This is a genomic window from Streptomyces sp. NPDC022552 (genome assembly GCF_055561875.1).
This window is the reverse complement of sequence record NZ_JBVHGJ010000001.1, coordinates 729,540-744,096: the sequence shown is the minus strand read 5'-3', so window position 1 is coordinate 744,096 and position 14,557 is coordinate 729,540. Positions and strand designations below refer to the sequence as shown.

The following is a 14,557-nucleotide window of genomic DNA, read 5'->3' as shown; positions in this document are numbered from 1 at the left end:
TGGACACCGGTCGATGCAGGCACGTCCCCCTTGCTTGCGTCCGGCCGACCACGGGCCCATAGCAGCCGCGTGACATTCACTGGAACTCGATGGCCTTGCGGGCATGCGGTGCCGGACGACCCGCCTCCGAGTCGTTGGCGCGAGTCGGTACCAGTCGGTAGCACCGTGGCAGTTCCGGTTCCATCACCGCGGCGGTCAGGGGCACCCAGCGCCTCGGTGCCGCCTAGAATCCGATCGGCGGCCGGATGTTCCATCCGCACGGTTGGGAGGGGCACCCATGGCACCGAACGTACCTGTTGCGGCAGCGCAGAGGGCAGCTGACGCGGCGGGCGGCACTCTCAGCGCGCTGATGGCGCGGGCGGCGCAGGGCACAAATCAGAAGTGTCCGTGGGAGTTGGTGACGATGACTGCACCCACCGAAGAAGCACGTGCTGCTGCCGCGTGGATTGTCGCCGACGCGATCATGGCTGGCCGTACCGGCCTCGACACCGAGTCCTACCAGCTTTGGCGCGAGGCCACGCTGACCGGCACCCCCTCGACGGAGCCAACCGGAGCATTGTCCACGCCTACGCCTACCCCGTGTTCGACGCTGCAGGCCGGGAACGCGAAGACGACGTGAAGTACCACGGCCTGGAGGGCTACGTCAGCGAGTGGCTGTGGTACCTCACGCTCAAGGAGGCTCCGTTGAAGGCCGGCGAGAGCGTGGAGTTCCTTTCCTCCCCTGGCCCCACCTCTACGGACAGCGGCGGCGACGGAATCGCCGTTCACCGCCTCCAAGGCAGCACCATGAGCTTCATTTTTCGGCTTTGGGAAATCAAGAAGTTCACTTCAGAGAAGAGCGACGACGTCGGACCCACGATCCGCAAGGCTGTGAAACAGCTCAACGACTTTGGACACGTCTACCTGGCGGCCTTCTCGTGGGCAGACAAGCATCTCGCTGCCGACACCCGGATTTTCGTGAGCACTCTGCCTCGGCAGTGGGCCAAGGCTGAGCCGACCAGCAACGCCGGAATCAGCGTGGCAGTCGACTCTGCGCCCTCCAAGGCGTTCCACACCGCGCACAAGCACCTGCCGACGCATACGCACCCTGGCGCGCTCTACGGCCGGATCGTGGCCATCGACGACTTCGAATCCTTCGCCAACGACGTCCGGGAGTACGTGTGGACCGCACTGTAGACAGGGACGTCCTGGCCCGGGCAATGGGCGAGTACCGAGAGGGCACGATGCCGTCTCCCGAGGAACTCGTGTCTCTGATCTCGAATGTAGAGATCGCGGCGGTCCGCTCCGCCCACTTCGAGCTCCCCAGCGACTTGTTGCGCACCGCCTGGTACCTGCATGGAGTCGCGGCCGCAGCACCTGACAGCAACGAGTACGACCCGGTCCAGCTCCGGCACGCCTTCGCCGTCAGCGCCCACGTCTTCGACCTGGCACTCGGTTCCGACGACCGCGGAGACTCAGAGCGGCTTCGTCTGGCCTTCGCCGCGCAGGCCGGCTACCGCCGCTGCGAGCAGGATCCCAACGCTACTGCCATCTTTCATCAGGTGCGGCACTTGGTGATCACAGACGCCAACCTGGCCGCTCATATCGAAACGCTGGCCATCGAAGCCGGCGTCGCCTTCCTCGGGATGAACCGCACCGTCCTGACCCACGCTGTGCGCGTCTGGCGCCGTCAGTTCGATGAGCTGCGGCGGCTGACTCGGCGAGAGTCGATGGGCGGGACCATGTACGGGCCAGCCGAGGCGGTCATCGAGGCCGTCCACCACCTTCACCGCCACCTCGTGTTCGGCGGCCGGCATGACCTGGAGCGTGCGCAGTCAAATCTGTGGTCGGTAGTGGACCACAGTGCCGGTTCGGGCGACTTGTGGGCCCGCTGGGTGGCCTCGCACCTTCTGGAACTCACTGGAGAGCTGGCTGCAAGCGGCCTTTACGCCCTGCTGCCACCTGGTACTCCTCCAGCTGTCGCCCGTACATTTGCACTCTCTGAACCACCGGTGATGACACTGTGGCCGCCCCAGCGCAAGTTGCTGCAGCTGGAGGCCGGGAACCCGATGGATCCGGCAACCCGTAGATCCCTGATCAGTGTTCCCACGAGTGCGGGCAAGACCCTCATGGCGCAGCTGGTGATCTGTTCTCACCTCGCCCAGAAGCCGGGCCGCGTCGTATACGTGTCGCCGCTGCGCAGCCTGGGACGGGAGATGCGTGGGGCTCTACGGGGCCGGCTTCGGCTCCTGGGCAGGCGTCTGGCAGCCGAGCAGCCCGACTTCCCCGTCGGTCAGGCTCGTAGCACTGCTGAGGATGTCGAGATCCTCACGCCCGAGCGGCTGATGCACGCACTACGCAACGATCCGGACATGGCGCTGAACGACGTCGGACTGATCGTGGTCGATGAAGCCCACCACCTCGCCCAGGGGCAGCGTGGCTTCCTCCTCGAAGGACTGCTGGCGTACTGCCAAGCCCACCCCGCAAGCCCTCGGCTGGTCCTACTCTCCGCAGCCGTTGGAAACCGAGCCGCCCTGGCATCGTGGCTGGACCCAGACCGCCCAGCGGCGGAGGTGGTGTTCACCGACCAATGGCGTGGCCCCCGTCGGCTCCACGGCCTGATCTCCCCGGCCCTGCTGAGGGATGAAGTAGTCCGCCAACCGCGGAAGGCAAGCAAGAATCACCCTGGCCTGACCCGAGCGACCGTACCGGTCGCCGCGCGGCTGAGCCTGCGACCCACCGCGACCGCGAAGCCGGCCGTCATGGTCACGAAAGGGCTCGGCCTACGCCACTACGCCGAGGATGCGCCCGGCGTCTGGAGCGCCACCAACAAGCTCAGCGGCACACCGGACAGCAAGCTCTTCGCCCTGACGGCGGCTCATCTCACCCGAGCGGGAAGCGTCCTGATGATCGGCAGTACGCAGAAGGAGGCTCGGAACACGGCTCTCGCGATCGCCGAGCACCTCGATGACAGGCCCGAAGCCGCACCGCTTGCGGAATACTTCGCCCATACCCTCGGATCCGAACACCCCCTGGTCGACTGCGCCCGCAAGGGTGTCGCCTACCACCACGCCAGCTTGCCCGACGATGTGCTCCACGCGATCGAGGACGCACTGCGCGCCGGGAAGATCGTCGCGGTAACCGCGACCAGCACACTCACCGATGGCGTGAACCTGCCAGTGCGGACCGTGATCATCAACACGAGGGTCGGCGACGACCACCTGGCTTACGAGGCGCAGCAGCGGCTGACGTCCGCCCAGCTGCTGAACGCTGTCGGACGTGCCGGCCGAGCCGGCCGGGAGAGCGAGGGATGGATCTTCCTCACCCGCCACAGCACCGCCTTCCCCAAGGGCGCCGACTTCGATCTGATGGCCCCGGGTGACGACGCCCTCGAGGTGACCTCCGCACTCCTCGACTCCGAGGCACTGGAGGAGCTCGCGGCCTGCGAGGGTCTGATCCGCGAGAGCGCCGACTCGATCTTCGAGCTCGCCGGAACTCTGGTCGCCGACTTCGTTGCCTACGTGTGGTTCACCCTGGACGCGCTGTCCCGTATCCCCACTCTCACCGATACCGACCCTCTCCTGGCTGTTCGGCGCCTTCTTGGAATGCAGCAGCTCCAGCCAGATATCCGTGCAAGGTGGCTGGCCCTGGCCACCACGGTTGCACAGCGATACGAGCTGACCGATCCGGCGGCACGCCGACGGTGGACCACGACCGGTACCAGCATCGGGACGGCGCGCACAATCGACAGCATCGCGGAAAGGATCGCCCTGCCCCTGATCACCGGGTTCACGCCCCCTCCCGACGAAGGCTTGATCTTCGGACAGCCGACTCAAGTCGAGGAGCGGTCACTTCACGACACGCTGGCCTACCTTTCCGAGCACCACGCTCTCGACGAGCTCCTGGAGCTTCCCGAGGTCGTCAAGGCCCGAGCTTGGAGCTTCACCAGCGCGGCCACGAGCGGGGAGAGGGTAGACGTACCCCTTGAGGGTGCCGTTCACAGCTGGCTGTCAGGCATCCCCATCCCGGAACTGGCCGCCCTATGGCTGCCTCACTCCAGCCGCGAATGGGCACTCGAGCAGGCCGTCGCTAACATCAGCCGAACCTTCGAGCACGCCCTGTCCTGGACCCTCGGGGCCCTCGTCAACCTCGTGAACCGCCGGCTTACGGCCGCCGGCACGCCCGTCCGCCTGTGCACTGACACCGCCTGGTACCTCCGCCACGGCGTGGACACCGAGCAAGCCCTGCACCTGCTGACCTCAGGCATCACCTCGCGCCGGCTCGCCCACCAGATCGGAAGCCTCGCCCAGGAGCAGAGCATCTCGACCGCGGATCTGCGCCCGTGGCTCACCTCCCTCCACATCGACGGCTGGCTCACCCTGTTCAACGCCACCGAGTACGAGGTCACCGACCTCCTGGAGTACGTCCGCCTCCGCAGCGGCAGCCTCCTCAACACCGTCCTGGAAGCTGGCTCGGCCAGGCTGAAAGTCAGCCTCATCGAGGGCTCTGGGGCACCCACCGGGACTGTCCTCATCGGAAATCGCAGCGGGTCAGCCGCGCTGGCCCTTCTGCTCCAGAACCAGCCTGTCGCAATCATCCCAGCCAGCAGTCACAGCGACGTAGCTGCGCTGCAGGACAGCCACCTCGACACCGAGCTCACACTCGCTGGCGACGAGCTCACCATCCGCCTTTCCACCTCCGAGCGCCGGTGACGCGGCACCGCTCGGCTGCGGTGAGGAAGATCGGGATCAGCCTCAGACCAGCCTTCCCGGCCAACCACTCAGGACGACCGTTCCCCTGGGTCGCCGTGAGCCCGCTGATGTATCAGGCCGCATCCCAGAGGCCGGCGTCCAGAATTCGAGCTGCCTTGGTGATGCTCCCGGGCATCAGGTGCCGGTAGGTGCGATACGTCTCCTCGATGGACTTGTGCCCCATCCATTCGGCGACGTCGGTGATGGGTATGCCGCTCCCGAGCGCGTTCGAGGCGAAGAAGTGCCGGAAGCTGTACATTCCGACGCCGTCCTCCGCGGGGAGGTCTTTGCAGAGCTTCTGCACCCGACGGCGTTCCATCGGCTCCGTGTAGTAGCCGCTCGGACCGCGCAGCAGGTACCCATCCTTTGTGGTGCCGTGCTGCTCCTCGTAGCGCTCCAGCGCCTCCTTCACCGAGCGCGGGAGCGGCACCTCCCTGAACTCGCCCGCCTTGCGGTGCTTCAGCTTCGCCGGCTTGTGCGTGTTGGAGTGGATCTGCTCGTGCACCCTGTAGACGTCGTCCGCCACGATGTTTTTGACGTTCACCGCCCGGGCCTCACCGTTGCGCAGGCCGCAGCCGACCATCATGACGATCTCAAGCGCGAGATCGTCGTCGGCGACAGTCAGCGCCTTCTTCACGTAGGTGAGAGACGGGATGACCACCTTCTCGCGAACATATTCTGGTTCTTGGACGCCCTTGACCGGGTCGTCTGCCATGGCCCCCTTGCCATAAGCGTCCCGCAAGATGGCCTTGAGGGTGCGGAATATGTTCACCTGGTTTCCGCGACCGACCTTGTCGGCCTCCAATTCGTCCAAGAAGCGCTCGACGACGATCGGCGTGATGGAGTTCAGCTTCCGCGATCCGAGCCGAGGAACGATGTGTACATTGATCGAGCTGTCGACATGCTCGCCCGTGGAATACTCCGTCATCTTGCGCTGCCGGGGTCGCCATTGCTTCGCGTATTCCTCGACCGTCTGCTGCCCGAGCTCGCGGCGGGCCTCGGCGACGGACGGCGCCGTGCTCTTCTTCTCTTTGTAGATCGCGGTCAGACGCTCGATGGCATCATCCTGCGTCCCGAAACCGGACTCCTCACGCTGCTTGCCGAGCGCGTCCCTGAAGCGAATCGTGTACGGGTGCGGGCAGCGGGTGGGCATGGCGCAGTCACATTCCTTGAAGAAGGAGCCCATGCCGCGGGCGAGCTGTCGAGCCACGTGTCGAACCTTCCGAGCGGGAGCGAGGAACCATGCACAGTCACTGCGCAGAGGGCGGAAGGTCAGCAAGCGGAGACAGGGCTGCGATGCATGCTGACCTTTTGCTAACCCGAGGGGCCTCTATCATGCCCCTGACCTGCACAGACGTCCAAATGCTAGATCTTGGACTTGAACAGAGTACGCAGCACTTTGGACTCCTCTGAGACGGCTCCCTGCCTGCTTTGTGCAGGTCAAGGGCGGTCTCGACTGTACACCGGCAGGCACCGAACAATGTTGGTGAGGAACATCGCTCCCGTCGGGCTAGACGGCTTCCTGCCTGGTGTTTCCCTTAGCACCAACGCCTGTTGGGACGATCGCCACGGAACGCGCGGGGACTCATGCTGACCGAATGCTGACTTATCTGATGCGCCATCAGGCATGCAGAAGGTCCCTCCGTGCCCACTGACGTCGTGCGCCCATGCACAGCCGACCTGTCGGGGACTGTCCTCGACCCGGTATACGGAACACGGCCCCTTTGACAGTCGACGGTCGACCGCTCCAGAAGTCGGCTCGCTGCCTGCCACGCCCGAGAGCCTCGACAGCGTAGAACTCGCGAGCAAGGCGGCGACACTGTGCCGAGACCGTCGGCCTCGACGATCGGAATCATTCCCTTCCTCGTACGGATGTCGCCGTGGCCACGATTGCGGACGCCGCCGCGAGGCCGGCAAGCACTCCGAACAACTCCGGGTAGCCGCCCAGGATTGAGGCGAGAGCGGCTGCAGCGAAGGGCGCGAGAGCGGAGGCTGTCATGGCGGGGGCGCTGAGGAGGGCGGAGAGCCGACCGTAGTGCTGTGTGCCCCAGCGGTCGGTGATGGCGGTGGCCTGGAGGAGGGTGAGGTTGCCGCGGACCACGCCGGCCGCGATCGACACCGCGATCACCAGGCTGCATGGGCCAGGGGTGACGGCGAGGACCGCCGTGGTCACGGCCCGAGTGCGATGTCGACCTGCTGCCCCACGGACTCCGCCGCGAGGGCGAGGTGCAGGTCCTCGGACGTCCCGTCCGGTACGGCAAGGGCGACGCCGGCCTGCGACCCCCAATATCGAATGACAGTTTCAAAAAAGAACATTCATTCGTAACGAATAGTGCATTGTCGGTGACGTGGTGTATATCGATCAGCTATGAGCATTACTCAGGAAGCCGCCAGGCCCGCTGACCGTGCACACCCTCAGTCCGTCGGATCGGAGTCGCCGGACGGCTGTCCACCAGCGAATGCGGTAGCGGAGTCACGGGATGCCGCGCCCGGCAGGGACCGGGATCCCCAGGGTGCAGCAGACGACTACATGACGGTGGAGTTGTTGTGTGCCGCCTTGGCGAGAATCCGGCTCGATCGGCAGTCGGCGGATGGCGGGCACTTCAGGGCTGCTGAAGTGCATGGTCCGTTGCCGCGCGCCTGGCGTGACGCACGGGGGCGGTTGTGGTGGAAGGCGCAGGCGCTGGGGTCGGACTGGCCGGGCAACGACCTCGAGCTGTTCGAGTGGTGCCGTCGCCCGCTGGGGTCCTGGCCCGTTCCGCTCTCCCTCGCCGACGGTGATCTAGAAGCCATCCTGCTGGACGGGGATGAGCTGTCGGAGTTCGCCGAGCAGGCAGCCGATCTGGTCCGTCACGCCGACGTCGAGGCGGAGTTGGTTCAAAACCAGGCCTTCGCGGCACTGATGTCGTGCGCTCGGATGAATGGTGATGGCGAGGAGGCTGTCCAGCGTATCTACTGCCGACTGCGGCGCTTGCTGATCGATCGTCCCGTGCTCAGCGACCGCGACGTCCAGGCGTTGGCCCGAGAGTTGCCGAAGGCGGACGCCGACAGCGACTCGTACCTCGCGAAGTTCGTGCGTACCGCGTACGTCCTCCATCCGGTCGAGAGTCCGGGGAAGGTCCGGCTGGGTCGCTGTCGGGAGTGTCACAACCCGGTCGACGACGGGGCGAGCGGCTGCGGGACTCCGGGGTGCGGCGGGAGGCCCGAGCGGTTCGAGGTGGCCTGTCTGGCCGGGTACTGGACCCAGCACAGGGCGACCCGCCAGTTCTTCCACGACCCTGGACTGCTCGAAGGGCGGCTGCTGGACCGGCTCGCCGAACTGCCGTCGGATCGGGTTCGGACTGAGCCGTGGCCGTGTCTGGACGCCTGGGACGCGGCGTTGATCTTCGAACCGGTGGACGCCGGCGGGGAACGGGAATGCTGGGCGATCGACGCGAAGGACTGCGCGAGCCCCACTCTCCTCGCCCGGGGGTTCCGCAGCGATCCCCGCGTGCCGGCGCGTCGGCGCATCATCGTCGTCCCCACGCACCGCCTCCAGACACCTGGCTACCTCGCGGATCTGGAGCGCGAGCTGCAAGGCCGGGCCGCCGGAGTCGAGGTCCTTGATGAGAAGGCGTTCTTGCGGCAAGCCGCCGTCCGCGCGAGCAGGGCGGGAGGTGCCCGATGAGGGACACCCGCTCCTGGAGCACCTCGCTGGTGAAGGAGCTGGACGACGAGTGCGTGCGGCCGATGCTCGGCCAGCTCAAGCCATGGGAACTGTGTGCCCTCGAGCTGGGGCTGTCGTTCCTGGTCGATCACATGCCGGGGCGGGGCATCGGCGCTCTGTGGCCCGTGCTCGCTGGATACATGCGGCTGGACTCGGCGCTCGACCCGCAGATCCGGACCCTGCGTGAACTGATGGGCCCGGTTGCCAAGACCGGGACGATGCGGGAGAAGCTCGATCACTACGTGAAGCTCCCTGCCCAGGTACGGGGGTTCGAGCCAGGTGACATGGCGGGGCACAAGGCTGAACTGTCGACGGTGTTCACCCGGCGCCGCTCCCCGTACGCTGCGGCACGCCATGACGTCTACCGGCAGAGGCTTCAGGAAGTCGCCCCTTACAAGGCGGGGAGCGGCTATCGGCCGGCGCCGCCTGGTTCGACGTGCTCTTTCGAGCGAACTGACGGCAGCTGGGAAAAGGTCCGTATCCCCGAGACTTTCGTCCCCGCGCCGGCCCCGCCCGAGCTGCTGGCGACGACCCTCCGAACACGGGAGCCGATTCCTCTCACCATCGAGGATTTCCAGCGGGCTGCCGCCGAGATGGACGAGCTCCTGATCGCTCACCCGGAGATCGAGAACCGGAACTTCGTCAAGCGGCTGGAGCAGATGGAGGCCCTGCTGGCCGACCATGTGGGAGGGCGCCTCCTGGAGCGGCCACAGGAGATGGTCATCGACGGTCTGTGGCACGTGGTGGGCCTGATGAACAGCGGAAAATCCACGTTGCTGGACATGATCGCCTACATCGTTGCCCAGCGCAGCGGCAAGGTGGGTCTCGTGCTCGCCTCCGGTAGCGACATCTACACCAAGGTCAGTTTCCTGCAGGCACTCGGCATCAACGCCGTCCCCATCTTCGGTCGGACCCGGGAGGGAGTCCACAAGGACCGCTATTGGCGCTCGCTCCTGCACGACGGCGCTACCACCTTCCCCACCGGTGCCGACGCCGCGGCGGCGTTCGCCGACGACCAGTGCTACGTGGAGGAGCTGCGCCTGACCAGCAGGAGCGACCGGGTTCCGCTCCCGAGGGAGGAGCGGCCGTGCGGAGGCAAGCTCTCCGTGGACGGCCAGCGCGGGCGCCGGGACTGCCCGATCCTTTCGCAATGCCCTGCCCACGCAGCGACTCGCAATGTGGCCGACGCCCAGGTGTGGGTGACCACTGCGGCCGGCCTGGCTTCCACGATGATGCCGCAGTCCCAGATCGAGGTTCGCGTCGCCGAAGCGGCCCAGCATCACCTGACCGTTCTCCTGATGGACGAGGCCGACACCGTCCAGCAGCAGTTCGACGACCGGTTCTTGCTGCACGAGATTCTCTCCCAACCTGGCAGGGGCTGGAGCCATCGCGTGGGGGACCGGATCGGACAGCGCTTGGAGCACTCGTGGTTCCTTGACCTCCGGGACCCCGAGGTGACGGCGGGCGACAAGCACTTCCGCCGCCACGACCAGGCGTTGACGGAGCTCCACCGGCTGATGATCGACCCGGGTGCCGACCACCTGAGCGCCCTCATCACCGAGGGACCGTTCACCGGGTACAGCCTCCTGCGGCGCCTGGCCCGAAGCCTCCACGGCCTCGGCGAGCGGAACGACTTCGCCCGCAAGGCGGAACTGGAGGAAGCCGCCGACCAGTACTTCGAAGAGCACTTCGAGCCGCTGGTCACCGCCCCCTTCCAGGCGCCCGCAGAGAACTGGGCGGAGCTGATCGAGGCAATGACAGCGTCCCACGACACGCTCATGTCGGCGCAGGAGGCCGCCGAGGCGTGGATCGAGGCCCATCAACCGGTACTCGACGGCATCACGGCCCGGGGCACGCCGGCGGAGCTCGCGCAGCTGTTGCAGGGCGGCTTGTGGGCCGCGCGCATCACGACATCGTTCTTCGAGGTCGCCCAGCGCCTGCCAGCCATCAGCCCGGCACAGATCGGAGACGGCGACGACTTCTGGAGCCGCCAGCCGCCCCGCGACCTGATGTCCTTCGTCCCAGAGCAGGCCGCGGGCAACCTGATGGCTCTCCAGTGGCAGCCCAACCCCGCTGGCGACAGCGGGTCCTTCAGCATCCTGTGGCTGCGCGGTGTGGGCCGGTGGCTGCTGTATCACCTCCATGACCTCCTGGAGGCCGAAGGAATCCAGGGGCCCAACGTCGTCCTCGCCTCCGCCACCAGCTGGATGCCCGCCTCCCCCCGCTTCCACCTCGACGTCACTCCGAACCTGGTCCTGCGCGAACCTGAGAAGGCCAGGGCGGCGCTGCTGGAAAGCAAGATGTTCTTCCGGCCGCCGCGCTACCGCGACGGCCGCCCGGTCTTCACCTCGGGCACCGGGGGTGACCCCACCCTCCACGCGCACGCCCTGTGTACGTCCGCTGACTGGATCTGCAATCCCGCCCCCGGTGCGCGGGAGTCGCTGCTCCAGCAGGCCCGTCAGCGTCTTGCCGACGACCGCCAGCAGGTCCTGTTCACCGTGCAGAGCACCCGGGACGCTCAAACCGTCGCCGATTACATCAACCAGAAGACCCCGTACACGGCCCTCCATGTCATCCGCGACGACGATCCGCCCACCCGCCACAGCATCCCCCGGCGGCGCCTTGCCACCTTCGCTGCCTCCGGTGCCGACATCCTCGTGGCAGCCGAAGGCGCCGTTCAACGCGGCCACAACATCCTCAACGCCCGCCGCGTCGCGGCCCTCGGCGCCGTGTTCTACCTGGCTCGGATCCACCCGCCCGCCGACGACGCCACCTTCCCGCTCTCGCTCCTCAGCCGTGAGGCGATGCGCCGTCTTCGAAATCCTGTCGACGTCACTCTTGACCACGTCGATCCAGTCGACCTCGCGCGCAAGCTCCGCGGCAGCGAGCGTCGCCGTTGGCAGCGACGGGTAGGCGAGCCCGTCCTGTTCACGCGGCTCACCGACCCGGTCGAGCACGCCGCGTTCGTCGGCAACTTCCTCGTTCCCCTCCACCAGACCCTCGGCCGTGGCATCCGCGGCAACGAGCCTGTGCTGGTCTACCTCTGCGACGCGGCCTTCGCCCCCCGTACCGCAAACCTCGACGACTCCGCCCCGGACACCCCCCGTACCAGCGTGATCGTCGCCGCGCAGCAGCTCCTGCACGGCTGGCTCTCCGACCCGGGTCCCGCGGCCACAGTCGCCGAGCGGCTCGACCACGAACTCGCGAAGGCCTGTTGGGGCCTGGCTTCCCATCTTCTCGACAACATCGACTGGGGTCACCGCTGATGCCCGCCTACCGCAGCACCCAAGCCACCGTGCTCACCTTCACGCCGGAAGCCACCTGGCCCGTCACCGGCTACCGCACGACCTGCCCGCCGGGAATGCTCGACCTCCTGGAGAAGGCGTGGGATACCCGGCCCGGCCGTCGTCCCCGCAGCGGGCCCGACTACCTGCCCACGCGCTCTCTGAGGGACCTGCTCACCCTCATCGACCCCGAAATCACCTCCGTACAGACGAATCCCCGCGATCCCGCATGGCTCCGGTCCCGGACCGAGGTCGACCCGGACCTCCTGCTGATCGCTCTGTCGGCATGGGCCTCGGCCCGTGTGGCACCCCACATGCCCGACACCGACTGGTACAGCCAACTCGAAGGCGCCGGCCAACTGGAGTGGATCCCCGAAGACCTCGACCTCACCCGCCACGACCTTCATGCCAACGGCACCGCCAACCCCCCGAACCACGTCTTCAACCTCCTGCCCAGCCTCGTCGCCGAACACCTCACCAGCAGCGGGCTCCATCTCCTGGGACACCACCGCGACCTGCGACTCGGACCCACCCGAGCAGACGGCCGCCGTGCCCTGCACCTCGGCGCACCCGAGACCCTCACCGACGAAGACGGCTCGGCCGGAGCCAGCGTGGACGTCCTGACCTTCCACCTCGAGACAGTGCCCGGTGTCCCCGAAGTCCACCTCCACGTCGACCTGAACATGACCCGCCTCGCGACGCGCCCAGTCGAGTACATCCCCCGCCGCGGATTCAGCGACCCGACCGCCAAGGTGCTCCTCTCCGCCAAGCAAGGATTCGTCCACCGCCGCGAGCGACCCATGCTCCTACAGAGCGGAGTCACCATCCGCCGGCGCGGAGAGAGCAGCACCTGGACCTGGGAGCCGGGCGTCGCCGAGATCCTCGCCCACCTCACCCACCACCAGCCACCCAGCCTCGACCAACTGCGCACCGCCCCCGGCGACGCGGCAGCCCAGCCCTTCGCCGCCCACCTCGTCCACAGCACCGGCATGACCTACCGCTTCCCCGAAAAGGACGGCACACCGCCGGCGCGCTCGGTCCACGATCACCCCGTCGGCCACGGCTATCAGCCCCGCGACCACATGGAGGTCCTCGCCCAGGTCGCCCGCCAGCTGGCGGAGAAGGGTCTGGCTCCGCTCGCGCCCACGCCCAAGGCCCGGACCCGCGCCAAGGCGCTCCTGCCGCTGGAGCTGCCCAACGCCCCTACCTACGAGATCGAGGTATGGGCGTCCTCCGACCGGACCTGGCAGGGCCTGCAGGTCGCTGCCGCCGCAAAGCTCGGCCTGACCCCCTTCCGGTCCACAGCGACTTCGGCCGGCTTCACCGGGCCGCTCAACGTCACGCTCCACCGCTGCAACCCGCAGGACCTGACCGCCGGCCTGCCCCGCTCCACCAACCCCGACAAGGCCGCACGCCGAGCCGAGTACGAAAGGAGTGAGGCCGAGCGCGCCGGGAGGATCGTCGAATCCTTCCCCCGCCTCGCCGCACCCATCGCCTGCATCGTGGAGATGGAAGGGCCCGCCTACTTCTCGCGCACGCGCCAACGCGATCCAAAGAAGCTCTTCAAGAAGACCCTTCCGGCTCTTCGCCGAAACGTTCAGTGCCTTCGCCCTATCACCCCTGCCAACCCCAACCCCAGCAAAGCCGCCCTCGCCAAACGCTTCGCCGACACCGACTTCGCCACGGCCGACATCGAACGCGCTGCCGCCGCCCTCAACGACGCCCTCCGCCAGGCTGGCCACCTGCCCAAGATCGCCGTACCCCAGGGCATCAGCGGCCCCTTCGAACTGATCACGGTCTGGCTCGCCCCCGCGGGCGAACGGATGATCGTGCCCATCCTCATCCGGCAGCACACGCACGAAGAGCCCACCGCACAGCTCATGCCCACACCCGGCAGCCCAAGTGAGCACCCCATGCCGCTGACCGCACTTCCCGAGGCGCTGACCGCCGGCCGCGGACGCCTAGCCACCCGCACCTCGCGCGCGGCCCTCGCCGAGTTCATCACCGGCGCCCTGGCCCTCGACTCCACCGCCGACCGGCTCCTGCTCGTACGCCGCGCACGGATGAGCGATCGGGAGATCTGGCCATGGCTGCAGGACGGCCGGATCGCCTTCGACCAGCTAGTCCTGCCAGGTGTCGACATGACCGACCCCGCTGTGACTCCGGCGATCCGAAAGCCCGGCGACCAGCCCGGCCTGCGCATCATCCGGCTCCGGGAACGAAGCGACCGCGACGCGGTCCCCCGGTCCTTCGGAGTCACCGAGGAAATGGTCAGGGCCGGCGAAGAATCGGAAGAGTTGATTCCCGTGACGAAGTACGGGCGGTTCTCCGGGGTCGTCCAGATCGGGGAACGCGCGTTTTGGGGTATCAACCCCCGCTCGGCCCAGAACCAGACCGCGCTCGGCGTCACCAAGCTCGACCCGGCCGAACCGGGCAACCGAACCAAGACCTGCTCCAACCCGACTTCCCTGGAGATCGTCCCCGCGTTCCTCCAAGCCGGAGACAACCCCGCCGACTGGGCCATGTACACCCAGGCCCAACGACGTCTTCACGCCCACACGACGATCGCCACCACCTGGCCAGCCATCGCCCACCTAGCCGGATTGATGGAGGAGTACATCCTGTAATCAGCACGGATCTCATGACGGCGCTCGCGACAGCTCCCGAGCGCCTGAGTGAGCAAGGCCGCCGCAAACCGCATATCTCCGGTCACGATCGCCGCAGCGGCTTCACACCCTCCACTGGCAGTAACCGGGCAGCGGGATGGCGGTAGCGCAGCAGATATGCAGAGCCTTGACGAACTGGAAGAGGTACCCGAGCGCCGAAGCCGACGCCTC

The 14,557-nt window shown here is 67.2% G+C and carries 8 protein-coding genes; 6 read left to right on the top strand and 2 right to left on the bottom strand.

Annotated features, from left to right (window positions below; genetic code table 11):
* Positions 1 to 277: 277 nt before the first annotated feature.
* The 3 genes from ACZ3OF_RS03430 to ACZ3OF_RS03420 are packed head-to-tail and all read left to right on the top strand — an operon-like array spanning position 278 to position 4,691.
* A complete protein-coding gene (locus ACZ3OF_RS03430; protein ID WP_467302441.1) occupies positions 278 to 619 on the top strand; it encodes a hypothetical protein in 342 nt (113 codons plus the stop codon).
* A complete protein-coding gene (locus ACZ3OF_RS03425) occupies positions 580 to 1,176 on the top strand; it encodes a hypothetical protein (protein ID WP_467302439.1) in 597 nt (198 codons plus the stop codon). Before ACZ3OF_RS03430 ends, ACZ3OF_RS03425 begins: the two co-directional genes overlap by 40 nt.
* On the top strand, positions 1,161 to 4,691 hold the full coding sequence (locus ACZ3OF_RS03420; RefSeq protein WP_467302437.1) for a DEAD/DEAH box helicase: 3,531 nt from the start codon (positions 1,161 to 1,163) through the stop codon (positions 4,689 to 4,691). Before ACZ3OF_RS03425 ends, ACZ3OF_RS03420 begins: the two co-directional genes overlap by 16 nt.
* A 112-nt stretch (positions 4,692 to 4,803) precedes the next feature.
* On the opposite strand, the gene ACZ3OF_RS03415 is transcribed toward ACZ3OF_RS03420, so the two are convergent.
* Both ACZ3OF_RS03415 and ACZ3OF_RS03410 read right to left on the bottom strand, forming a co-directional pair.
* Positions 4,804 to 5,916 carry a tyrosine-type recombinase/integrase gene (locus tag ACZ3OF_RS03415; RefSeq protein ID WP_467302837.1) on the bottom strand — a complete coding sequence of 371 codons (1,113 nt, stop codon included), beginning with the start codon at positions 5,914 to 5,916 and terminating at the stop codon, positions 4,804 to 4,806.
* A gap of 666 nt (positions 5,917 to 6,582) precedes the next feature.
* The gene (locus ACZ3OF_RS03410) at positions 6,583 to 6,903 is read right to left on the bottom strand and encodes a hypothetical protein (RefSeq protein WP_467302436.1); all 321 of its coding nucleotides are present in this window, start codon (positions 6,901 to 6,903) and stop codon (positions 6,583 to 6,585) included.
* Positions 6,904 to 7,260: 357 nt separating this feature from the next.
* Between ACZ3OF_RS03410 and ACZ3OF_RS03405 the strand changes: the two genes are divergently transcribed.
* Genes ACZ3OF_RS03405 through ACZ3OF_RS03395 form a run of 3 tightly spaced genes read left to right on the top strand, consistent with a single transcriptional unit; the run spans position 7,261 to position 14,347 of the window.
* Positions 7,261 to 8,397: a restriction endonuclease-related protein gene (locus tag ACZ3OF_RS03405; protein WP_467302434.1), complete on the top strand. Its 1,137-nt coding sequence runs from the start codon at positions 7,261 to 7,263 to the stop codon at positions 8,395 to 8,397.
* On the top strand, positions 8,394 to 11,702 hold the full coding sequence (locus tag ACZ3OF_RS03400) for a pPIWI_RE_Z domain-containing protein (RefSeq protein WP_467302433.1): 3,309 nt from the start codon (positions 8,394 to 8,396) through the stop codon (positions 11,700 to 11,702). The genes ACZ3OF_RS03405 and ACZ3OF_RS03400 overlap by 4 nt, the downstream gene beginning before the upstream one ends.
* Positions 11,702 to 14,347, top strand: a complete 2,646-nt coding sequence (locus ACZ3OF_RS03395; RefSeq protein WP_467302431.1) for a pPIWI_RE module domain-containing protein — start codon at positions 11,702 to 11,704, stop codon at positions 14,345 to 14,347. The genes ACZ3OF_RS03400 and ACZ3OF_RS03395 overlap by 1 nt, the downstream gene beginning before the upstream one ends.
* Positions 14,348 to 14,557 lie beyond the last annotated feature (210 nt).

Excerpts from the sequence above, each read along its gene's own strand:
- ACZ3OF_RS03400 (WP_467302433.1), top strand. The coding sequence starts at position 8,394 with ATGAGGGACACCCGCTCCTGGAGCACCTCGCTGGTGAAGGAGCTGGAC.
- ACZ3OF_RS03430 (WP_467302441.1), top strand. The coding sequence starts at position 278 with ATGGCACCGAACGTACCTGTTGCGGCAGCGCAGAGGGCAGCTGACGCG.
- ACZ3OF_RS03395 (WP_467302431.1), top strand. The coding sequence starts at position 11,702 with ATGCCCGCCTACCGCAGCACCCAAGCCACCGTGCTCACCTTCACGCCG.
- ACZ3OF_RS03405 (WP_467302434.1), top strand. The coding sequence starts at position 7,261 with ATGACGGTGGAGTTGTTGTGTGCCGCCTTGGCGAGAATCCGGCTCGAT.
- ACZ3OF_RS03415 (WP_467302837.1), bottom strand. The coding sequence starts at position 5,916 with ATGGGCTCCTTCTTCAAGGAATGTGACTGCGCCATGCCCACCCGCTGC.